A 20,977-nucleotide genomic window follows, 5' to 3' on the forward strand; every position below is an offset into this window, starting at 1 on the left:
CGGTCTGTGCACGTGCGGCCCCCGGCCCGGGCGCCGACACCTACGTGGACAAAAGGCTCTCTCCGTCCGGGTGCGCGGCGTCCCGCGTGCCCTCGCCTGGCGCTTCGCCCTCAGGGGCGCCTTCCGCCTCGGGCTGCCCGTCGCGGCCGTACGGCGCCTCGTCCTCATCGAGGAAGGCGGGGTCGTCGAACTCCGTCGGTTCCGGCCCGAAAGGATCCTCGACCACCGCGTCCAGGTGCACCTCGCCGGTGCCCGGGTTCACCGCTCCAACTCCCTCGACATACGCAGGCCGGTCCGCGAGACGACGGGAGTCTTCCTCGTCCCGCCGCCGGTTCCACGTCGCCATGCCCATGGCAAGGTCCTGCCCCACGGAGGACGCGGTGATCACGGCCTCGCTGCCGAAGGTCCCATCAGCCCGCTGGAAGGTACGCAGCTGCAGCCGGCCCACGACGATGACGCGCTGGCCCTTGCGGATGCTCGCGGCGACGTTGTCCGCCATCTCGCCGTAGCACTGGATGGTGAACCAGTTGGTGTGCCCGGTGACCCAGGCCTGCCGCTCATGGTCCTTCCACCGCTCAGTCACGGACATCCTGAACCGCGCGTACAGCCGATTGTGCCTCGTGAGACCCTTGGTCGGCTCGGTCCCCACCCAGCCGCGCATCGTGATCGAGTCGCTCATGCCGCCACCTCCTGGTGCCAGTTGCCACGGCCGCCGTCTGGCGACCTGCGACCAGCCTCCCGGTGCACACCGACCGGAGGAAGCCGCACCACCCCGCATGTGGACGACGCGCCGGGTCGAGCACCTGTGGAGGAGTAATCGCAGCGGCATCGACGTTGATGCCATGTACGAGATCCCGTCGCTGGCGGGATAGACTTTCACAGTTGCCCCAGTAGCTCAGAGGATAGAGCAGGAGCCTTCTAATCTCTTGGTCGGGGGTTCGATTCCCTCCTGGGGCGCTATCCGACCGCGCCGGCGTCTGCGTGGAGCTCGAGCGAGAGCCTGAAACGCCGCGCATCCACGTCATGCTCCTCATCCATCGTGACCCACAGCCACTCGGGATCGTCCACGAGATCCGCGGCGTGGGCTGTCGCGGCCAGCGACTCGGACGTCCACGGCCGGACCGCCAGGATGAATCCCTCGCCCCGCACCGTGAACCGTGATCCGGCCCCCGAGAGCTCGGCCCACCTCACGCCGCGGCGCGCGCCGTTCTCCTGCGGCCTCGGGAACGGAGTCTGCAGACCGGCCACGCCGGACGAGAAGCGGCCCTGCCTGACCGCGAGGGAAGCACCCGGATACGCTTCTGATGGACCGAGCCCCACCCATCGCACCATGTTGAGGGCCCGCGGAACGGCCATCTGCACGCCCAGCCTGGGGACCGGCAGTGTCCAGGGGCCGAGCGGCGAGCCGACGACGTCAAGTCCCAGGCCGCCGTCGTGCCCCCTCCAGCGGTACTCGACCTCGTAGCCCACATCCGTGCCCGCAGGCATGACATGGGCGACGACGCTCAGCGCGTTCTCCTCGGGGGCCATGGAGACGGTGCGGTGGCACAGCCTGTCCAGCCCGAGCTCCCGCCATGCCCTGGCGCGGGACTCGTCCAGTCCACGCTCGTCTCGGTCGGTGGGAGCACGCCACAGGTCCAGGCGCGGCCCGAGGACGGGAATGCCGCTGAGCCCCACCAGCCGCCCCGAGGGCTCGAAGCGTCCCGCCCCGAGGTCCCACCCTCCGTCCGGGCGCGCGACGGCGGGCGCATCTCCGGGCGGGCGCGCAGGCCGATGCGCCGGGCGACGCCGCTCTTCGCCGCCCTCCACGATCCGGGTCTGGCCCCATGCGACCTCGTGGCCCGCCGGCGCCCACGGCGTGCCGGCCGGGAGCTCCGCACTCACCGTGAGCCATCGCTGTGCGCCAGCCGGCCGCGCGGGCGTGGGCGAGGCAGGCTCGGGCAGCGGCACGAGCACGTGCTCCCCCGGCCCGAGCTCTGGCACCTCGAGGCCACCCGAGGCGACCGGCTCGCCGTCATCCTCGATCCGGAAACGGAAGCGCAGGTGGCCCGTGCTGCGATGACCGTACCTCGAGGTGACCGCGACGCCATCGCGCGAAGAACTGATCGTGACCGGCGCGTACGCGCGGGCCATCTCCAGGAGACCCGGCAGGGGCGTGTGGTCAGGGGCCAGAAGACCGGTCCACTCCCCCACGAAGCCGCCGGCGAGCCGGGGGTACTCCTCGAACAGCTCCACGTACTCGCCGAGACCGGCCGTGCCGATGCCACCGACCCGCGCTTCCTCGCACAGCACGAACGGCAGGGCACGGCGTCGGCGGTCCGCGCGCAGATCCGGGGCCGGCGCCTCCTCGCCTCGGCCGACGAGCTCGGTCTCCGCCGGGCCGATGTCCGCGCGGGCGTAGACATCGGCCGACTCGCCGTCCAGATCGCCCACGTAGAGCACGAACCGTTCAGGGTCGCGGGCGCGGACCCACTCGGCCATGGCGTCGAGGTTGGCTCCCCTGCCCGAATCGCCGCCGAGCGACCAGCCGATCACGCAGGGATGGTTCTTGCCCTGCTCGACCATGCGCTGCGTCCGGTCCAGCAGGGCGTCCCGCCACGCGGGCTCCGCTCCCGGGTTCCGGCGCCACTCGACACGCTCGAACGGATGGGTGTCCAGGCCGCACTCGTCGACGACCCAGAGGCCGTACTCGTCGCACAGGGCGAGGAAGCGCTCGTCCGGAGGGCAGTGGCCGGTCCGAACGGCGTTGATGTTGTGCCGCTTCATCAGCTCGACGTCTTCGCGCGTGGCCCCGCCAGACGCACGGTTCACACCTCGCAGCCTCACGGGGACCCCGTTGGCCAGGAGCGTCGCGTCCCGGATCGCGACGCTCCTGAAGCCCACGGTGATCTGGACGGTCTCCAGGGGCGTCGGATCGCCCACGGAAACGGTCCCGCGGTACAGCCGGGGCACCTCCGCGCTCCACGGCTCGACGCCGGGGACGGCCACCTCCTCGTTGGCAAGCACCTCGATCCCCAACTCCGCAAGACGCACGACGGCGCCCGGCGGCCCTTCGACGGACAGTCGCCCCGTGCGGGTGGCGGCGTCGAACGCCGCGTGGACGAAAAGGTCGTCGAGCCCTCCGTCCGGACGGTTCAGAAGGCTGACGGTCCCGGTGATGCCAGGGCGCCGTCCGCTCGCGCGGCCTTCCAGGTACGACCCGGCCGACCACTCGTGCACGCGCACAGCCAGGAGGTTGCGGCCCTCGAAGAGATGGGCCGTCACGTCGAACTCGTGCGTGAGGCATGAGCCCATCGCGTCGCCGACCCGAGTGGCGTTGATGAACACCTCGAATCCCGAGTCGACGCCCTCGAAGCGCAGCAGCCACCGGCCGCGGCCCGGCGCGTCGGGGAGATCGAACCAGGCCCGGTACTCGCCCGTGCGGTTCTCGTCCGGGACCTCGGGCGGATCCACCGGGAAGGGGTAGCCTCCGGCTGCGGGGTCGGTCGGGGCTGTGGCCGTGCCGCCGGTCTCCCAGGAGTGCGGCACCCGTATGCGTTCCCAGCGGGAGTCGTCATAGTCCCGCGCCTCGAATCCGGTGCCCGCGCCCGCTGGGACGTGGGAGAGGCGGCGGAAGGACCACGCGCCGTCGAGCGTCATCCGAACGGCATCGGTGTCCAAGGCGGCCCGCGCCGGAAGCGCCGCGTGGTGGGGTGCCGTGTCGGCGAACCACGCGCGCTCCGGGCGGGCCGGGGTCACGCTGTGCTCCGCTTCGGGATGAGCGGCGCGAACAGCACCCGGGTCTTCCAGTCCCACAGCATCATGTAGGCCACGAAGCCCACGCTCAGCACGATGGCGACCGCCCTCACGACCCACAGCGGGATCCACTCGAACACGTCGAGCTGGTCCGTGATCGCGATGACGGTGAAGAAGACGGTGACGACGTAGTACGACAGGAGCGGCCAGCCGTCCCGAACGCCCACGAGTGCGAACAGGGCCATGAGCCACGTGATGTACCAGGGCTGGATCATGGGTGCGGTGACCACGATCGCGGTGAACGCGAGTGCCATCCGGAGGAAGACCTTCTCGCTGCGCCCGCGGAGGACGAACCATACCGCCGCAAGGGCGCCGACGATGGTTCCCACGCGCTTGACGATCCCTGCCACGAGGTCCGGGTCGCCGCCCGCCACCTGGGTGATGCCGCCGGCGATCGCCGAGAGCAGCCCGAAGGGCGCATACCAGATCCAGAGCGTCCCAGGGGTGGCCATGGCGGGAACCCAGCCGAACCAGAAGCCCGTGGCGGCGCCCGCGGCCGTCAGCAGCGCGACCGCGATCCCCGCGGTCCCGGCCCAGCAGGCGATCCGCCGGCCCCACCCGGCGTCCTTCCCCGCCCAGATCAGACCGATGAAGGGCAGGGCGATGACCGTGATCGGTTTGACGCCGATCGAGGCGGTCACGAGGACGGTCGCGAGCACCGGATGCCGGCGCACCGCCGCGAGGAGGCCCACGAGCAGGAGCCCCAGCATGAGCGCATCGTTGTGGATGCTCGCGATGAAGTTGATGACGAACAGCGGGTTGGCGACCGTGAGCCAGAGCGTCTTCGAGGGGTCCACGCCAAAGTGCTCGGACAGCCCGATCACCGCGACCGCGCACAGTGCGACCCCGACGGCCGCCGCGAGCCGGAACAGGAGGATGGCGATCTCGAGATTGCCCGCGCTCACCCCCACCACCGCCTGCTCGATCCACAGGAACAGCGGGCCGTACGGGGTGGGCGCTTCGGTCCACAACGAGTCCGGGCCGAGGTTGTGGTAGTTGTTCAGCGCCGAGATGCCGTTGACGTAGGGGTCGAGCCCAGCGGCCATGAGTCGCCCCTGCCCGATGTACGCGTAGACGTCCCGGCTGAAGAGCGGGAACGTGACCATGAGCGGCGCACACCACAGCGCCGCGACCTTGACCGCAGCCAGAGGGTGGACGGCGCGCCAATCGTCGACGCGTTGTCCCAGCCGCAGCCAGGCCCGCACGAGCAGGAGCCCGCCGAAGGCGACGAGGGCCGTGCTCAGGACCACGAGGACAGGGTTGTCGCGCAGGGCGATGAAGAAGGGAACCCGGATGAGGGAGGAGCCGCTGGCCATCCAGCCCACTCCGAGGCCACCCACCGCCATGCACAGCGCAGCCACCGCGCCCTGCCACACGGCCACGCTGCCTCCTCCGGGGAGCGCCGCGATGGTCCGCACGGTCCGGGGAACGCTCAGGCTGCCGCCTGCCCGGGGGTGAGGCATCAAGGTCCCTACTGTCGCGGAGGCGCCGATCGGTGCATGCCCCAGAAGGCCGCCCCGGCGTCGGCGTGACGTCCTCTCGATGCTATCAGCAGGGCCGGTGCGGGCCGGGAAAACCCTTCCGGCCCGCACGAAGGCTCGCTGATAGACTGTCGGGCGGTCGCGAGCGCCCTGCGGCCTGCCGACCCACGCCGAGGAGACCCGCCATTTCCATCCAGCCCGCCCGCCCCGCGGACAAGAGCCAGACCGGAGAGCAACGTCGGATCACGGCGTGGCTCATGACTCCCCGGGGCCTGCTGACCGGCTTCCTCGCCGTGCACCTGGGCTACCTCGCATACCTCTCGATCTTCGTATTCCAGGGCCAGGCCTTCAGCGACACCAACATCTACCGCGACTGGGCCGCGGCGGGGTTCCCCCAGGACGTGCAGCCTTCGCCGTGGGTGTACCCCATCGCGGGCCTCCTGCCCATCTGGATCTCCGGCCTCGCCGGTCCCGGGCCCTTCCTCATCCTCTGGGTAGTGCTCACATCGGTGCTCAACGGCGTGGCGATCGGCGTCCTGAGCGGCTGGGGCGCCAAGCGCGAGGGCGTGCGGGCCGCATGGTGGTGGCTCGTGTTCATCGCGATCATGGGGCTCCTCGGCTTCGCACGGGTGGACGGCGTGACGGCACCGATCGTCCTGTTGGGCCTCAGCCTCGGCGTCGCGAGCCCCTTCGCGGCCTCCGCGATCCTCGCGTTCGCCACCTGGATGAAGGTCTGGCCGGCAGCGGCGCTGCTGCCGCTGTTCGCCGTCCTGCGCGATCGGTGGAAGGTCGTCGCGGGCGCCGTGCTTGTCACGGCCGTGGTCGCGGCGGCCGCGGCCGCCCTCGGCGTCTTCCACCACCTCCTCGACTTCCTCACCACCCAGGGCTCGCGGGGCATGCAGCTCGAGGCGACCTTCACCACGCCCTGGCTCTGGATGTCCGTTCTGGGGCTCGGCGGCGCGCGCATGTACATGAACACCGAGATCAACTCGATGCAGGTGGACGGTCCCGGATCCTCTATCGCCTCGGCGCTCATGCAGCCGCTCTTCGTCGTCGTCGCCGTCGCGATCGCCGGCACAATCTTCTGGGCCCTGCACGAGGGCAAGAAGCGCGGCCACGAGGATCGGTCGGAGCTCCTGCTCGCAGGCGCGCTCGCCATGGTGAGCGCCTTCATCGTGTTCAACAAGGTGGGGTCGCCGCAGTTCATGCTGTGGCTGGGCCCGGTGGTGGCGCTGGGCATTGCGCAGGACCGCGCGGCGTGGCGGGTTCCGGCCCGCCTGCTGCTCGGCGTCGCGGTGGCCACGTACTTCATCTACCCGCTCTTCTACGACGCCTTGAGCCACAACAACCCGATCATGGCCTTCGTCCTGACCGTCCGGAACGTGCTCCTCGTGGTCCTGTTCGTCTGGTCCGCGATCCGGCTCGTCCGGCTGGGCCGCAAGGGCGCGCCCGCGGTTCCCTCCTCCGACGCCGTGTAGCCAGCATCGAGGCCGAAGAACGCCGCACCGGGACGTCACGCCCTTCCCCGCGGATGGCGACGCGTCCTGGTGCGGCGTTCTTGGTCGGCGGCCCCGGTCAGGCCCCGCGGGCCTCGACGCCCCGCCGCTCGGCGCGGGTCCGCTCGAAAACGATGCGCCGCGTCTTGGGATCCAGCAGGACGAGGTAGGCGACGAATGCGAGGGCCACGAGCCCCGCGAGCACATCCGGCGGGACGGGGATGTTCACGAATCCGAAGACGTGCAGCTGGTCCTGCGCCCCGAAGACCACGAAGAACACCACCGTGAGGTACCAGAGCTTGACCTCCCAGTTGTCCCGCAGCCCCGTCACTGCAAGGAACGGGAAGAACCACAGGACGTACCACGGCTGGATGATGGGCCCGAGGACCACGATGGCCATGAAGGCCAGGCCGAGCCGGCGCACCACCCGACGGTCGTCGCCGCGCAGGATCAGCAGGACGGCGATGCCGATGCCGGCCCACTTGAGGACCGCACGGTAGCCCTCGGCGATGGAACCGCCGTCGAGCCCTACGGCGCTGAGCATTGTCGCGAGGATGTTGCTCGAGAACCCCGAGGGCGTGTACGCGATGAACCCAGGCGTCGGATCCACGATCGCGTTGACCCAGCCGAACCCGAGCCCGTAGACGAGCGCGCTCACGGCGAACAGTGCGAGGCTGATCATCCCGGTCCCGGCCCAGCACAGGAACCTCCGCGCCCAGGTCGCGCCCGGGCCGGCCCACAGCAGGCCGATGAACGGGAGCACGACGGCTGTGATCGGCTTGACGCCGATGGAAAGGGTCGTCAGGACGATCCCCATGAACCAGTTCCCCTTGGCCGCGTAGTACACGCCGGCGACAGCGAAGCCGATCATGAGCGCCTCGTTGTGGGCGCTCGCAATGCAGGAGATCAAGAAGAGCGGGTTGGCCACGCTGAGCCAGATCGTCCGTGCGCCGTCTATCCCATGCAGCTGGGCGAGGCGATAGCCGTAGTAGGCGCTCATCGCGACGCCCGCGAGAGCGAGGACCCGGAAGAGCAGCACCGAAGTATCGGGCTGGCCGCCGGTGATCTGGACGACCCAACGCTCGAGCCAGAGGAAGTAGGGACCATAAGGGGTGCGGGTCGAGGCCCACGAGGGGTCCGTGCCCAGCTCGAGCCAGTTGTTCAGGCTCGAAATGCCGTTCGTGTACGGATTGAGCCCGGCCGCCATGAGCCGCCCCTGCCCCACGTACGCATACACGTCCCTCGAGTAGATCGGCAGGGTGAGGGTCAGGGGCAGCCCCCATAGCACGACCGCCAGCACCGTGGGGCGCAGTGTGCCGGGCCCCCAGTTGCGCAGGCGCTGGCCGAGCCGGAGCCACGAGCGCGTCAGGAGCATGGCACCGATCACGAGGGAGACGATGCAGGTCGTGACCCCCCAGGTCTCCGTCCGCAGGGCGATGAAGAAGGGGTTCCGTGTGAACACCGACGCGTCGGCCAGCCAGCCGACGCCGAAGGAGCCGAAGACGATCAGGAGAGAGCCGACCATCCCCTGCCCAAGAGCCCAGTGGGGACGCTGGTTGACGCCCGCGGGGGGGACCGCCGTCCACAGGGAGCGCAGCCACCCGAGAAGTCTCCCGGGCAGGCCTGGGCGCTGTGAAGACATGGGTCACCCTTCGTTCAGTGCGGGAGAGCCTCACTTTACCATTTTGGGCGGGCCCGACGGCGGCCGCCGGACCGGCCGGCAGCGCTGCTGGCGGTAGTCTTGGCGGGTGCCCATCAGCAACGAACACATTGTCTGGATCGACTGCGAGATGACCGGCCTCGACCCGGTCGCGGATGCCCTCATCGAGGTCGCCGTGCTTGTGACGGATTCGGAGCTCAACATCCTCGGTGACGGCGTCGACGTCGTCATCAAGCCCAGCGACGAGGCGCTGTCCGGCATGAACGACTTCGTGCGCACGATGCACACCGAGTCGAAGCTGATCGATGAACTCCCCAGCGGGATGACGCTCGACGCCGCCCAGGCGGAGGTCATGCAGTACATCCGCACCTGGGTCAAGGAGCCCAACAAGGCCCAGCTCGGCGGGAACTCGGTCGGCACGGACCGGCTGTTCCTGGCCCGCGACATGCCCGAGGTCATCGAGCACCTCCACTACCGGGTGATCGACGTCTCGACCATCAAGGAGTTGGCCCGGCGCTGGTATCCGCGCGCCTACTTCCAGGCGCCGGCCAAGACCGGGAACCATCGGGCGCTGGGAGACATCCGCGATTCCATCGACGAACTCCGCTACTACCGCGAGACTGTCTTCGTCCGTGCCCCGGGGCCCGAGTCTGCAGCTGCACGGGAGGTCGCCCAGCGCATTGCAGCCGGCGCACCGGGGCCGAGCGCAGAAGAAAAAAGTTAGCCCCGACCGGCCGTTTTGGTCATGAGCACTCCCGCGAGCAGGTAGACTATTTCTCGTTGCTTTCGCGGGGAAGAACCCTGGAACCTCGTTTCCAGGACATCTCCCGAGTGCGCACGGTGGGTATAGCTCAGTTGGCAGAGCGTCTGGTTGTGGTCCAGAAGGTCGCGGGTTCGAGCCCCGTTACTCACCCCGAAGGGGCCGGGCATTCCGGTCAGCACGAGGCCGCCAGGGATTCATCCCGGCGGCCTCGTTCCGTTTCAGCGCCATCCAGCACATCAGGAGCCGCACCGTGACTGTCCACCCGATCACCATTTGGGGCGAACCCGTCCTTCACCAGCGGGCCGCCGAGGTCACGGAGTTCGACGACGCGCTGCGCACCCTCATCGCTGACATGCACGAGACGAACGACGCCGCCCACGGCGCCGGTCTCGCCGCCCCCCAGATCGGGGTCGGGCTGCGCGTCTTCGTGTACAAGTTCCGCAACGAGGACGGCGTGCCGCCGCGCGGCGCCATCGTGAATCCCCGCCTGACGCTCTCCAAGGTCTCCGGCGCCGCGCCGGACCCCGAGGAAGACGAGGAGGGCTGCCTCTCGTTCCCGGGCGAGGGCTACCCCCTGCGGCGGGCCGAGTGGGTCAAGGTCGAGGGGTTCGACGGCGACGGCCAGCCCCTCGAGTTCGTGGCCACCGGCTGGTTCGGGCGGGTCATGCAGCACGAGTACGACCACCTGGACGGCAAGCTCTATGTCAACCGGCTCATCGACAAGTACGCGAAAAAGGCCCGTCGCGCCGCCAGGAAGCACGGCTGGGGCGTACCGGGCCTGACCTGGATGCCCGGGGTGGACCCGGACCCGTTCGGGCACGGCGACCACGACGACGACGTGCATGAGCATGACCACTCGCATGGCCACGGCGGTCACGGACATGCCGGCCACGACGAGACCGGACTCTGAACAGCGGCCGCCCACCGAAGCGGCAGTACCGCGTCTGACAGCGCGGGCCGCCTCCGACACTGCAGGCACGGCGGGCCCCTGACGCGCGACCCGCAACGGCAAGGGCGCCGCACCCCTTCCAGGGGTGCGGCGCCCTTGCCGTCAGTGCCTTCTACTGTTCACGGGTCACGCGGAGGAGGTCCTCGTCCGCGGCCTGTCTGAGCGCCTCGAGCTGGGCGACGCGCTCAGGCGTGACGTCCCCTCTGGCGAGGGCGGCCTTCGCGTGGTCCACGAGGAGCTTGGCCTGCTTGGCGTTGGCCTTCGCGACGTCGAGCGCGTGCTCGAGAGTGCTGTCATGCTCGGTAGGTTCCATAGGTGCATCTTGCCCCTGGGCCCGTTGCGAATCCAGCACCGCTGGCGAATCGCTACCGAGTCGTTGCCAGCTCGTACTCGTCCGCCGCGGTCTGGACGGGGAACGTCGGAGCGTGGTCGCCCGCCATGTCCTCGAGGACGCGCACCACCTGGGTGGAGTAGCCGAACTCGTTGTCGTACCAGACATAGAGCACGAGGTTCTTGCCCGTGGAGATCGTCGCGAGGCCGTCGACGATGCCCGCGCGGCGCGAACCGACGAAGTCAGTGGAGACGACCTCGGGCGAGTCGATGTAGTCGATCTGCTTGCGCAGGTCGGAGTGCAGCGACATCTCGCGCAGGTACGCGTTGACCTCGTCCTTGGTGGTCTCCTTCTCGAGGCTGAGGTTCAGCACTGCCATGGAGACGTCCGGGGTGGGGACGCGGATCGCGTTGCCCGTGAGCTTGCCGGCGAGCTCGGGGAGCGCCTTGGCGACGGCCTTCGCGGCACCCGTCTCGGTGATGACCATGTTGAGCCCGGCGGCGCGGCCACGGCGGTTGCCCTTGTGGAAGTTGTCGATGAGGTTCTGGTCGTTCGTGAACGAGTGGACCGTCTCGACGTGGCCGTGGACCACACCGTACTTGTCGTTGATCGCTTTGAGGACCGGAGTGATCGCGTTGGTCGTGCACGAGGCCGCCGTGACGATCTTGTCGTCCTTGGAGATCGACGTGTGGTTGATGCCGTGGACGATGTTCGGAAGGTCGCCCTTGCCGGGGGCCGTGAGCAGGACGCGCGCCACGCCCTTGCTCTGCAGGTGCTGGGATAGGCCCTCCGCGTCGCGCCACTTGCCCGTGTTGTCCACCACGATCGCGTCGTGGATGCCGTACTGGGTGTAGTCGACGCTGGCGGGGCTGTCCGAGTAGATGACCTGGATGAGGGTGCCGTTGGCCAGGATGGTGTTGTTCTCCTGGTCGACCGTGATGGTGCCCTCGAACGCGCCGTGGACCGAGTCCCGGCGGAGCAGGCTCGCACGCTTGACGAGGTCCTGGTCGGAGCCCTTGCGGACCACGATGGCGCGCAGGCGCAGGCCGTCGCCGCCACCGGCGTGCTCGATGAGGATGCGCGCGACGAGGCGGCCGATGCGGCCGAAGCCGTAGAGGACGACGTCCTGGCTCCTGCGAGGATCCGCGCCGTGCTTGCCGACGATCGGGGCGAGCTCTGCGCGGAGGAACTCCTCGAGGCCGAGGGCCTGGCCCTCGGCGCGGAACGCCTCGTTCAGTCGCGCGATGTCGATCGACGCGGCGCCGAGCTCGAGGGTGTCGAGCACCTTCAGGATGGGGAGGGTCTCCTCGAGAGCCAGCTCCTCGCTGTCGATCTGGCGGGCCCAGCGGTGGGCCTTGAGGAGGCCGACCACCGACTGGTTGATGAGGCTGCGGCCGTGGACCGAGGTCACCACGTTGTTCTGGCGGTAGAGGCGCCCGATGATCGGGATCATCTCCTCCGCGGCGGCCTCGCGTCCGATCCACGTACCCAGGGCGGATTCCGTCGTTGTGCTCACACAGGTGCCTTTCTCTGCGTCTCGCGCGCACGCCGTCGTGCGCATGCCCGCCATAATGCCCAGGATTGGTCGACGGGCATGGAAAGAGCCGGTCCTGCGATCGCAGAGCCCGGCTCATGAGAACATCTACGTTCACCATCCAGTGTACGTGAGGCGCCGCCCGGCCGGGCCGGGGCGACCTGTGAAGTCACTCACACGCTCTCGGTTACGCCCGCGAGCCAGGAGCGGTGAAGGTGAGGACAGGCCGGCCTGTGAGCCGGGTTCTGTCTCCGCGCCGGGTTGCCCTGACGCGGGAGGCGACCATCCATCTAGGACCGCCGTTGCCGGCGGCCTCGAGCGGCCTACCCGGGCACTGGGGCGGGCAGCCCTCGTCACGCGCCCTGTCTGGCCTTGCTCCGGGTGGGGTTTACCGAGCCTCCCCGGTCGCCCGGGGAGCTGGTGGTCTCTTACACCGCCGTTTCACCCTTACCGGTGCGCTGCGCACGAGGCGCGGTGCACCGGCGGTCTGTTCTCTGTGGCACTGGCCTGCGGGTTGCCCCGAGTGGGCGTTACCCACCACCCTGCCCTGCGGAGCCCGGACTTTCCTCGCGGCCTCTCCCGAAGGAGCGGCCCCGCGGTCGCCCGGCCGACCTGTCCTCGAAAGCCCAGTCTAGCCGGGCGCGGCGCCGGCCGCCGTCCCGGTACGATCTTTCGCGTGCTCATCCTGCTTCCGCCCTCCGAGGGCAAGACGCCCGCGCCGCCGGCGGGCCCCGCCGTCGACCTCGCCTCGCTGAGCTTCCCGGCGCTCGAGGTGGCGCGCAAGGAAGTGATGGCCCACCTCGCGGAGGTCAGTGGCCGCGAGGACGCGCTCGAGTTGCTCGGCGTGGGCGCGTCATTGGCGCACGACGTCGAGCGGAACCGGCGGCTGCACGCGGAACCGGCGGCGCCGGCGCACTCGGTCTACTCCGGGGTCCTGTACGAGGCGCTCGGGTACGAGACCCTCACCCCGGCCCAACGGCGGCGCGCCGTCGAGTGGATCGTGGTCGTCTCAGCGCTGTGGGGCGCGGTCGGGTTCGGCGATCCCGTGCCCGCGTACCGTCTCTCGATGTCCACGGCGCTGCCGGACGTGGGCCGGCTCGCCTCCTACTGGAAGCCGCGCCTCGCCGAGGCCCTCGCGCCACGCGCCGCCGAGGGGCTCGTGGTCGACTGCCGCTCGAGCACCTACGCCGCTGCATACGCCCCTCCCCCGGCCTCGACCGTGACGGTGGACGTCTTCCGCGAGCGGGACGGGAAACGCAGCGTCGTGAGCCACTTCGCCAAGCACCACCGAGGCGAACTCGCGCGCCATCTGCTCACCCGGAGAGGGAAGGCGCCAGCGACGCCCGAGGCGCTGCTCGCCGTCGCGCGCGAGAAGTGGGAGGCCGAGCTGCGGGAGGGAACCGCAAGGCGTCCGCACTCCCTCGCGCTCATCCTGCGGGACTGAGCGGGCCTCAGCTCCACTCAGCGGAGCGGACGAGGATGCAGCCCGAGTCCGGGCAGAACACGACCTCGTCCTCGGCCGCCGCCCGGATCGCGGCGAGGTCGCCGGGGCTCAGCGCCATCCCAGACCCCTCCGAGGTCCCGTGGAACAGGCGCGCGGCACCCACGCCTCGCTTCGCCAGGGTCTTCTCGTACACCTCGACGAGAGCCTCGTCGACGCCCGCGGCGTACTGGGCCCGCTCGGCGGCCACGCTCGCCCGTTCTCCGGCGACCTCGGAGATCTGGGCGTCCAGCTCGGCACGGAGGACGTCGCTGGCTGACTGGGCCGCGGCCAGCGCGGCCGACGCGGACGACTGGGTCTCGCGGAGGCCGTCAAGGCGTTCGAGGATCTCGAGCTCGGCGTCCTCGAGGTCGCCCTTGCGCGCCGTGAGACCGGCGATGTCCTTCTGGAGCGCCTCGAGGTCCTTCGAGAGGCCTCCGGCGTAGAGCCGCTGCTCGTCCTTGGCGATCCTTGCGGACACCTCGGCGACCTTGTCCTCCGAAGCGACCAGCTCGGCGTCGGCCGCGGCGACGGCGTCGTCGGCCGACCGGGCAGCGAGGCCCGCCGCCCTCAGCTCGGCGGCCGCGGGAGCGAGCCGCGGGTCGTTCTCGAGTGCCCTCCGGCGCACGTCGAGGGCTCGCAGCTTCGCGTCGAGGGCCTGGAGCCCGAGCAGCTTGAGCTGTTCGGCGGCGGGGGCCTTGGGCATTGCGTACCTCCTGGGGTGGGGCTGCCGCCTCCTGGCGTGCGCGGCGGCGTCGAGCGGGGCGGCGGTATTGCGGCTGTCTACTCCTCGCCGGGGGTGAGGATGAAGTCCCACGGGTCGGTGTTGATGGTCGAGACCCGGATGTCCAGGCTGTGTCCCTGATCGGTCAGGACGTTGTCGAGCGCGTTCGCGGCGGCCGGGAGCCACAGCCACTCGCTCGCGAAGTGGCTCACGTCGACCAGGTAGGGTCGCCCGTCCAGAGACGATGCGCGGGCCTCGGATGCGGGGTGGTGGCGAAGGTCCGCCGTGATGTAGACGTCCGCCTCCGCCGCGCGCACGGCGTCGAAGAGGCTGTCCCCCGCGCCCCCGCACACGGCCACACGACGCACGAGCCCGTCACGGTCACCGGAGACGCGGACGCCGCCGGCGACGGCCGGCAGGATCGCGAACAGCCGCTCCGCGAGGGCTCCGAGGCTCGTGATCTCGGGCAGGTCCCCGACGCGCCCGATGCCCTCCTCCGGGAGGCCGTTGGCCGCTTTGGTCAGCGGCCCGATGCCGTCGAGGCCCAACGCATCGGCGAGCACGTCCGACACACCGCCGACGGCCGAGTCGCCGTTCGTGTGGACGCTCACGAGGGCCACACCGGACTCGATGAGGCGGTGCACCGCGCGCCCCTTGGGCGTGTTCGCCGCAACGGACGTGACTCCCCGCAGGAGTAGCGGGTGATGGGCGACGATGAGGTCCGCCTCCCACGTCACGGCCTCCTCGATGACTTCCAGGACCGGGTCGACGCAGAACAGGATCCGCCGGACGGGCTGGGAGGGGCGGCCCGCCACGAGGCCCACCGCGTCCCAGTCCTCGGCGAGGGACTCGGGCCAGAGCTCCTCGATGGCCACGAGGACATCGGCGAGCGAGACGCCTTCGGCGGGCGCGGCGTCCTGCCCGTCCTTCCCCGTCGGCGTGCTCTCGGCCACTGTGGGCTCGTGTGGGGACTGCTCGTTCTCTGGCGTGGCGGGCTCTGACGTTGCGGGGCCGGTCTGCTCTGACACGAGGGGCGGTCCTCTCTCGGGAATCTTCCGCGGGCTCCGGACATTGTAGGCAGCATGAGGACTTTCATTCTGGGCGGCGGCTGCTTCTGGTGTCTCGATGCGGTGTACCAGAAGACGCGCGGCGTGACCTCCGTGGTCTCTGGCTACACCGGCGGGCATTTCCCGGACCCGGACTACTACAGCGTCTGCAGCGGCATGACCGGGCACGCGGAGGTCGTCGCGGTGACCTTCGACGAGGAGGTCATCCCCCAGGAGACCGTGCTGGACATGTTCTTCGCGATGCACGACCCAACCACGCTCAATCGGCAGGGCTACGACGTGGGGACCCAGTACCGGTCCTCGATGTTCTACCGCACCGACGAGGAGAGGTCTCTCTTCGAGGAGGCGATCGCACGGAACCAGGCCCTGTGGAGCGCGCAGATCGTCACAGAAGTGACTCGTGCCAGCACGTTCTATCCGGCCGAGGCCTTTCATCAGGATTACTACGCGAACAATCAGGACACGGGCTACTGCCACGTGATCATCAACCCCAAGCTGGCCAAGGCCCGCAAATATTACTCGGAGTGGCTGACGTCCTAGCCGCGCCTCAGGGCGCTGGCTAGGCTGAAGCCGCGGCCGGCGCTCCGGTTACGCTCCGTCACGCCCACTTCCAGAAAGCAAAGGAATCATGGCCCGCATCTACGATGACGTCACCCAGCTGGTCGGCAACACCCCCCTCGTCCGGCTCAACCGGCTCACGGAGGGCCTCGGCGCGCAGGTCGCGGTCAAGCTCGAGTTCTACAACCCCGCCAACAGCGTCAAGGACCGGATCGGCGTGGCGATCGTCGACGCGGCCGAGCAGTCCGGTGCCCTCAAGCCGGGCGGCACGATCGTCGAGGGCACCTCGGGCAACACGGGCATCGCCCTCGCCCTCGTCGGCGCCGCCCGCGGCTACAAGGTGATCCTGACGATGCCTGAGACCATGTCCACCGAGCGCCGGGTCCTCCTGCGGGCGTACGGCGCCGAGATCGTCCTCACGCCCGGCTCGGACGGCATGCGCGGCGCCGTCGAGAAGGCCCAGGAGATCGTAGCCAACACCGAGAACTCGATCTGGGCCCAGCAGTTCGCGAACCCGGCGAACCCCGAGATCCACCGCAAGACCACCGGCGAGGAGATCTGGAACGACACCGACGGCGAGGTGGACATCCTCGTTGCCGGGGTCGGCACGGGCGGAACCATCACCGGCGCCGGCCAGCTGCTCAAGGAGCGCAAGGCGGGCGTCCAGGTCGTGGCCATCGAGCCGAAGGACTCCGCCATCCTCAACGGCGGGGCCGCGGGCCCGCACAAGATCCAGGGCCTCGGGGCCAACTTCGTCCCCGAGGTCCTCGACACCAATGTGTACGATGAAGTGCTCGACGCGACCCTCGAGGATTCCCTCGCGGCCTCCCGCGCCCTGGCCACCAAGGAGGGCATCCTCGGCGGCATCTCGGCGGGCGCGGCCGTGTGGGGGGCGCTCGAGCTGGCCAAGCGCCCGGAGAACAAGGGCAAGCTGATTGTCGCGGTCATCCCCGACTTCGGTGAGCGCTACATCTCCACCGTCCTGTACGACGACATCCGCGGCTAGGCCCGTACCTCGCGGACCCGGCCACACCTGAAGGAAGCCTGTGTCTCTGATCAAACGCACGGTGGCCCGGCTGCGCGAGGACCTCGACGCCGCGGCGGCCCATGACCCGGCCGCGCGGGGCAACGTCGAGAACTTCCTCGCGTACTCCGGCCTGCACGCCATCTGGATCCACCGCCTGACCCACGCGATGTGGCAGAAGCCGGAGCTCCGCTTCCCGGCCAGGCTCATCTCCCAGGCGGGACGGTTCCTCACGGGCATCGAGATCCATCCCGGCGCCACGATCGGTCGCAGGTTCTTCATTGACCACGGCATGGGCGTGGTGATCGGCGAGACGGCCGAGATCGGGGACGACGTGTTCCTGTACCACGGCGTGACGCTCGGGGGCCGCTCACTGGCCAAGGTCAAGCGGCACCCGACGATCGGCGACGGCGTGACCATCGGTGCCGGCGCGAAGGTCCTCGGGCCGATCACGATCGGCGCCGGGAGCGCCGTCGGGGCCAACGCCGTGGTGGTCAAGGACGCCCCGCCGAACTCGATCGTGACGGGCGTCCCGGCGACGTGGCGGCACCGCGACGCCGCCAAGGAGACCAAGCCCGCGGTCGATCCGGCGGAGTACTACTACATCTGAGGTCTCATCGGGGGTCGTCCCCGTGAGCGCACGACGACGGCGCCGCCCACCGCACGTGGTGGGCGGCGCCGTCGTCGTGCGCGCGGGAGGTGACCCCCAGAGGGTAGGGCCCAGAAGGTGACACCCGGGACGTGACCCCCAGACCAGAGAGCGTCTGGGGGTCACGTCCCGAGTGTCACGAGGCGGGGGGAAGCCGCGGTCAGTGGGTGTCGACTGCGGAGATCTCCGAGCGGTCCTCGCCCCAGAGCGTGTGGAACGTGCCCTCGCCGTCCACACGCTGGTAGGTGTGCGCGCCGAAGAGGTCGCGCTGGCCCTGGATCACCGCGGCGGGCAGGCGCTTGGCGCGCAAGGCGTCGTAGTACGCGAGCGAGGAGGAGAAGACCGGCACGGGGGATGCCCAGCTGCACAGCCGTCGCGACAACGCGCCGCCACGCCGGGACGGCCTTGCCGACGGATTCGACGAAGCCCGGCGCGAACAGCAGGTTCGCGGGGGCCGAGCCGCCCTTGTACGCCTCCATGATGACCTTGAGCAGGTCGGCGCGGATGATGCAGCCGGCACGCCACAGCGAGGCGATCTCGTCGAGCTTGAGGTCCCAGCCGTACTCCTTCGCCGCGGAGCCGAGCATATCCAGGCCCTGGGCGTAGGAGACGAGCTTGGACGCGTACAGCGCCTGGCGCACGTCCTCGACGAAGCCCTCGGGCACCTCGATCTCGGCCTCGTGGCCGGCGAGGGTCGCCTGGGCGATCGCGCGCTGGTCCCGCTGGGAGGAGATCCCGCGCGCGAACACGGACTCGGCGATGCCCGAGACCGGCGAGCCGAGGTCGAGGGCGGACTGCACCGTCCAGCGGCCGGTGCCCTTCTGCCCGGCGGAGTCCACCACGACGTCGACGAACGGCTTGCCCGTCTTCGCGTCGACGTGCCCGAGGACCTCGGCCGTGATCTCGATCAGGAACGAGGAGAGCTCGCCCTTGTTCCACTCGGTGAAGATCTCCGACTGCTCGGCGGGCTCGATCCCGGCCGCGCTGCGGAGCAGGTTGTAGGCCTCGCCGATGACCTGCATGTCGGCGTACTCGATGCCGTTGTGGACCATCTTCACGAAGTGGCCCGCGCCGTCGGTCCCGATCCACGCGCAGCACGGGGTGCCGTCGTCGGCCTTGGCCGAGATCTTCTCCAGCAGCGGCCCGAGCGCGTCGTAGGACTCCTTGGAGCCGCCGGGCATGATGGACGGGCCGTTGAGGGCTCCCTCCTCCCCGCCGGAGACGCCGACGCCGACGAAGTGCAGGCCCTTCTCGGCCAGGGCCGCCTCGCGGCGGCGCGTGTCCTGGTAGTGCGAGTTGCCGCCGTCGATCACGATGTCGCCCTCCTGAAGGAGGGGCACGAGCTGGTCCACGACCGCGTCGACGGGAGCGCCGGCCTTGACCATGATCAGGACGCGGCGGGGCCTCTCGAGCGCGCCGACGAGCTCCTGGAGCGTCTCGGTGCGGATAAAGTCGCCCTCGTCGCCGTGCTTGGCCAGCAGCGCGTCCGTCTTCTCCACCGAGCGGTTGTGCAGCGCCACCGTGTAGCCGTTGCGCGCCAGGTTGCGGGCGAGGTTCGCCCCCATCACCGCAAGTCCGGTGACGCCGATCTGTGCAGACATGTACTCTCCGTCTCTTCGCTGGGATCCCCGTCAAGGCTAGTTGAGCCGGGCAGGCTTAGGTGCTCTTTGACATCGTATTTCGGCGCACCTCACATTTGGCAAGCGATTGCTGCCACTTGCCACGCCGGCATCACACGACGGCGGTCATGCCGCCGTCGACGAAGATTGTCTGGCCGTTGACGAACGCGGAGGCGTCCGAGGCGAGCCACACGATCGGCCCTACGAGATCCGCGACCGTTCCCCACCGGGCGGCCGGGGTCCGGCCGAGGATCCACGAGTTGAACTCCGTGTCGTCGACGAGGTTCTGGGTCATCTCAGTGTGGATGTAGCCCGGCGCGATCGCGTTGATCTGGAGCCCGGACCCGGCCCACTCGGCGGCCATGGCACGCGTGAGGTTCCTCAGGCCGCCCTTCGCGGCCGTGTAGGGCGCGATGGTGGGACGCGCGAGGTCCGCCTGGACCGAGGCGATGTTGATGATCTTGCCGCGGCCGCGTTCGACCATGCCGCGGGCGGCCTCGCGGCCCACCAGGAACGCGCTCGTGAGGTCCGTGGCAATCACGCGGTCCCAGTCTGCCGGGTCGAGCTCGAGCATCGGTACCCGGTGCTGGATGCCCGCGTTGTTGACCAGGATGTCGAGGGGGCCGGCTGCCTCCTCGGCGGCATGGACGCCCCGGGCGACGGCCCGCGGATCGGTGATATCGAACGCGACACCGTGGAAGGCGGCCCGCCTGCCGGCCCCGCGGGCCCGCTCCGTGAGCTCGGCGCGGGTCGCCTCGACCCGCCCGGCATCCGAGCCGTGGAGCACGACGGCGGCACCCGCCTCCGCGAGGCCCGCGGCGAGGGCCCTGCCGATGCCGCGGCTCGAGCCGGTCACGAGGGCGGTTCGCCCGGTCAGGTCGAAGGATGTGCTGGTGCTCGTCATGGTGTGGCGGTCTCCCGGTCCGTCATGCCGCTCGCGCGGCGGGTGTACTCGTGCACGACTGCAAGGTCCTCGCCTCCGAGGCCGGCTTCGTTGAGGCGCGTGTAGATGTCGAGCGCCGCGGCCGCGAGCGGGAGGCGCGCGCCGCCGTCGTGCGCAGCGGCCTCGACGAAGCGGAGGTCCTTGGCCATGAACCGCGCGGGGCCGGTGACGGTGTAGTCGCGGGCGACGATCCGGGGCCCGAGCTGGTCCAGAACGCGGCTTCCGGCGAGGCCGCCGCCGAGCACGGCGAAGAGCTGGCCCACGTCGAGGCCCGCCGTCTCGGCGAGCACGGCAGCCTCGGCCAGCGCCGCGGCCGTGGCACCGACCACGAGCTGGTTGCAGGCCTTGGCGAGCGAGCCCGAGCCCCTGGGGCCGAGCCGGACGACCGTACTGGCGAGCGGGGCGAACAGCCCGGCGAGGGCCTCGGCCTGCGCGGGCTCCGCACCGACCATGATCGAGAGCGTGCCCCTGATCGCGCCGCGCTGCCCGCCGCTGACGGGCGCATCCACCACGGAGGCCGCACCGCGGCTCGCTTGGGCGACACGTTCGCCGAAGGCGCGCACGTCGACCGGCGAGACGCTGCTGAACACCACGACGAGCGTGCCCTGCTGGGGAGCCTCCAGCGCCCACCGCGCGAAGATCGGCTCGAACGCCGCCTCGATCTGGGGGAGGTCGGGCAGCATCACCGCCAAGACGGGCAGGGAGGCGAGATCGGCTGTTTCCGCCACGGCGCGGCCGCCCGCCGCCTCAAGGGAGTCCAGTGCCGGCCGGGACCGGTTCCACCCCGCCACGCCCCAGCCCGCCTCGACGAGACGGCTTGCCATGGGGCCGCCCATGAGGCCGAGCCCCATGAAACCCACGCTGCGCTGCATGATGACCTCCTGAATGATTCTGTTCAGTATTC

Annotated in this window: 17 protein-coding genes, 2 tRNA genes, 1 other RNA gene and 1 pseudogene; 9 read left to right on the forward strand and 12 right to left on the reverse strand. The window is 70.1% G+C overall.

Annotation, left to right across the window (positions count from 1 at the left end):
- Nucleotides 1-40: 40 nt before the first annotated feature.
- On the reverse strand, nucleotides 41-679 hold the full coding sequence (locus tag SCMU_RS11570) for a single-stranded DNA-binding protein (RefSeq protein WP_229229308.1): 639 nt from the start codon (nucleotides 677-679) through the stop codon (nucleotides 41-43).
- Nucleotides 680-884: 205 nt separating this feature from the next.
- Here SCMU_RS11570 and SCMU_RS11575 point away from each other — a divergent pair.
- Nucleotides 885-957, forward strand: a tRNA-Arg gene (locus SCMU_RS11575).
- On the opposite strand, the gene SCMU_RS11580 is transcribed toward SCMU_RS11575, so the two are convergent.
- Complete coding sequence (locus tag SCMU_RS11580; protein ID WP_229229309.1) at nucleotides 958-3,738, reverse strand: glycoside hydrolase family 2 TIM barrel-domain containing protein; 2,781 nt, start codon at nucleotides 3,736-3,738, stop codon at nucleotides 958-960.
- Entirely contained in the window at nucleotides 3,735-5,177 is a 1,443-nt protein-coding gene (mptB, locus tag SCMU_RS11585; protein WP_229229310.1) for a polyprenol phosphomannose-dependent alpha 1,6 mannosyltransferase MptB, read from the reverse strand. The genes SCMU_RS11580 and mptB (SCMU_RS11585) overlap by 4 nt, the downstream gene beginning before the upstream one ends.
- 356 nt (nucleotides 5,178-5,533) lie before the next feature.
- Here mptB (SCMU_RS11585) and SCMU_RS11590 point away from each other — a divergent pair, with 356 nt between their 5' ends.
- The gene (locus tag SCMU_RS11590; RefSeq protein WP_229229311.1) at nucleotides 5,534-6,754 is read left to right on the forward strand and encodes a glycosyltransferase 87 family protein; all 1,221 of its coding nucleotides are present in this window, start codon (nucleotides 5,534-5,536) and stop codon (nucleotides 6,752-6,754) included.
- Between the two features lie 97 nt (nucleotides 6,755-6,851).
- On the opposite strand, the gene mptB (SCMU_RS11595) is transcribed toward SCMU_RS11590, so the two are convergent.
- The gene (mptB, locus tag SCMU_RS11595; protein ID WP_229229312.1) at nucleotides 6,852-8,414 is read right to left on the reverse strand and encodes a polyprenol phosphomannose-dependent alpha 1,6 mannosyltransferase MptB; all 1,563 of its coding nucleotides are present in this window, start codon (nucleotides 8,412-8,414) and stop codon (nucleotides 6,852-6,854) included.
- Between the two features lie 106 nt (nucleotides 8,415-8,520).
- Here mptB (SCMU_RS11595) and orn point away from each other — a divergent pair, with 106 nt between their 5' ends.
- The 3 genes from orn to def all read left to right on the forward strand — a co-directional run bounded on the left by orn (nucleotide 8,521) and on the right by def (nucleotide 10,105).
- Nucleotides 8,521-9,156 carry an oligoribonuclease gene (gene orn / locus SCMU_RS11600; RefSeq protein ID WP_274602850.1) on the forward strand — a complete coding sequence of 212 codons (636 nt, stop codon included), beginning with the start codon at nucleotides 8,521-8,523 and terminating at the stop codon, nucleotides 9,154-9,156.
- Nucleotides 9,157-9,272: 116 nt separating this feature from the next.
- Nucleotides 9,273-9,345 (forward strand) — tRNA-His (locus tag SCMU_RS11605).
- 100 nt (nucleotides 9,346-9,445) lie between these two features.
- Nucleotides 9,446-10,105 (forward strand): peptide deformylase, encoded by a 660-nt coding sequence (gene def / locus SCMU_RS11610; protein WP_229229313.1) that lies wholly within the window; start codon nucleotides 9,446-9,448, stop codon nucleotides 10,103-10,105.
- A 151-nt stretch (nucleotides 10,106-10,256) separates the two neighbouring features.
- Here def and SCMU_RS11615 read toward each other — a convergent pair whose 3' ends face one another.
- The 3 genes from SCMU_RS11615 to rnpB form a co-directional block, all read right to left on the reverse strand.
- Nucleotides 10,257-10,457, reverse strand: coding sequence for a hypothetical protein (locus SCMU_RS11615; protein ID WP_229229314.1), 201 nt, complete (start codon nucleotides 10,455-10,457; stop codon nucleotides 10,257-10,259).
- Between the two features lie 52 nt (nucleotides 10,458-10,509).
- Nucleotides 10,510-11,991, reverse strand: coding sequence for a glyceraldehyde-3-phosphate dehydrogenase (locus SCMU_RS11620; RefSeq protein ID WP_274602851.1), 1,482 nt, complete (start codon nucleotides 11,989-11,991; stop codon nucleotides 10,510-10,512).
- A gap of 236 nt (nucleotides 11,992-12,227) precedes the next feature.
- Nucleotides 12,228-12,624, reverse strand: an RNA gene (rnpB, locus tag SCMU_RS11625) — RNase P RNA component class A.
- Between the two features lie 61 nt (nucleotides 12,625-12,685).
- Between rnpB and SCMU_RS11630 the strand changes: the two genes are divergently transcribed.
- Nucleotides 12,686-13,453, forward strand: coding sequence for a YaaA family protein (locus SCMU_RS11630; protein ID WP_229229315.1), 768 nt, complete (start codon nucleotides 12,686-12,688; stop codon nucleotides 13,451-13,453).
- A gap of 7 nt (nucleotides 13,454-13,460) precedes the next feature.
- On the opposite strand, the gene SCMU_RS11635 is transcribed toward SCMU_RS11630, so the two are convergent.
- Nucleotides 13,461-14,195: a zinc ribbon domain-containing protein gene (locus SCMU_RS11635; RefSeq protein WP_229229316.1), complete on the reverse strand. Its 735-nt coding sequence runs from the start codon at nucleotides 14,193-14,195 to the stop codon at nucleotides 13,461-13,463.
- 77 nt (nucleotides 14,196-14,272) lie between these two features.
- Nucleotides 14,273-15,166, reverse strand: a complete 894-nt coding sequence (locus SCMU_RS11640) for a Nif3-like dinuclear metal center hexameric protein (protein ID WP_229229317.1) — start codon at nucleotides 15,164-15,166, stop codon at nucleotides 14,273-14,275.
- A 129-nt stretch (nucleotides 15,167-15,295) separates the two neighbouring features.
- On the opposite strand from SCMU_RS11640, the gene msrA reads away from it, so the two are divergent.
- The 3 genes from msrA (at nucleotide 15,296) to epsC (ending at nucleotide 17,472) form a co-directional block, all read left to right on the forward strand.
- Nucleotides 15,296-15,820, forward strand: a complete 525-nt coding sequence (gene msrA / locus SCMU_RS11645) for a peptide-methionine (S)-S-oxide reductase MsrA (protein WP_229229318.1) — start codon at nucleotides 15,296-15,298, stop codon at nucleotides 15,818-15,820.
- 88 nt (nucleotides 15,821-15,908) lie between these two features.
- Nucleotides 15,909-16,844, forward strand: coding sequence for a cysteine synthase A (gene cysK, locus SCMU_RS11650; protein ID WP_229229319.1), 936 nt, complete (start codon nucleotides 15,909-15,911; stop codon nucleotides 16,842-16,844).
- Nucleotides 16,845-16,893: 49 nt separating this feature from the next.
- Entirely contained in the window at nucleotides 16,894-17,472 is a 579-nt protein-coding gene (epsC, locus tag SCMU_RS11655; protein WP_443020311.1) for a serine O-acetyltransferase EpsC, read from the forward strand.
- Between the two features lie 199 nt (nucleotides 17,473-17,671).
- On the opposite strand, the pseudogene gnd reads toward epsC, so the two are convergent.
- The 3 genes and pseudogenes from gnd to SCMU_RS11670 all read right to left on the reverse strand — a co-directional run bounded on the left by gnd (nucleotide 17,672) and on the right by SCMU_RS11670 (nucleotide 20,945).
- Nucleotides 17,672-19,112 (reverse strand): annotated as a pseudogene (gnd, locus tag SCMU_RS11660) (NADP-dependent phosphogluconate dehydrogenase).
- Nucleotides 19,113-19,242: 130 nt separating this feature from the next.
- A complete protein-coding gene (locus tag SCMU_RS11665; protein WP_229229321.1) occupies nucleotides 19,243-20,034 on the reverse strand; it encodes an SDR family oxidoreductase in 792 nt (263 codons plus the stop codon).
- Nucleotides 20,031-20,945 carry an NAD(P)-dependent oxidoreductase gene (locus SCMU_RS11670; RefSeq protein ID WP_229229322.1) on the reverse strand — a complete coding sequence of 305 codons (915 nt, stop codon included), beginning with the start codon at nucleotides 20,943-20,945 and terminating at the stop codon, nucleotides 20,031-20,033. The genes SCMU_RS11665 and SCMU_RS11670 overlap by 4 nt, the downstream gene beginning before the upstream one ends.
- Nucleotides 20,946-20,977: the final 32 nt, after the last annotated feature.

Origin of the sequence: Sinomonas cyclohexanicum, from assembly GCF_020886775.1 — a bacterium.
In the GTDB taxonomy this organism is placed as follows: domain Bacteria; phylum Actinomycetota; class Actinomycetes; order Actinomycetales; family Micrococcaceae; genus Sinomonas; species Sinomonas cyclohexanicum.

Bases quoted from the DNA above. Each gene is read 5' to 3' on its own strand.
- mptB (WP_229229312.1), bottom strand. From the start codon at position 8,414: ATGTCTTCACAGCGCCCAGGCCTGCCCGGGAGACTTCTCGGGTGGCTG.
- SCMU_RS11670 (WP_229229322.1), bottom strand. From the start codon at position 20,945: ATGCAGCGCAGCGTGGGTTTCATGGGGCTCGGCCTCATGGGCGGCCCC.
- SCMU_RS11665 (WP_229229321.1), bottom strand. From the start codon at position 20,034: ATGACGAGCACCAGCACATCCTTCGACCTGACCGGGCGAACCGCCCTC.
- SCMU_RS11570 (WP_229229308.1), bottom strand. From the start codon at position 679: ATGAGCGACTCGATCACGATGCGCGGCTGGGTGGGGACCGAGCCGACC.
- SCMU_RS11615 (WP_229229314.1), bottom strand. From the start codon at position 10,457: ATGGAACCTACCGAGCATGACAGCACTCTCGAGCACGCGCTCGACGTC.
- SCMU_RS11635 (WP_229229316.1), bottom strand. From the start codon at position 14,195: ATGCCCAAGGCCCCCGCCGCCGAACAGCTCAAGCTGCTCGGGCTCCAG.
- SCMU_RS11590 (WP_229229311.1), top strand. From the start codon at position 5,534: ATGACTCCCCGGGGCCTGCTGACCGGCTTCCTCGCCGTGCACCTGGGC.
- cysK (WP_229229319.1), top strand. From the start codon at position 15,909: ATGGCCCGCATCTACGATGACGTCACCCAGCTGGTCGGCAACACCCCC.
- msrA (WP_229229318.1), top strand. From the start codon at position 15,296: ATGAGGACTTTCATTCTGGGCGGCGGCTGCTTCTGGTGTCTCGATGCG.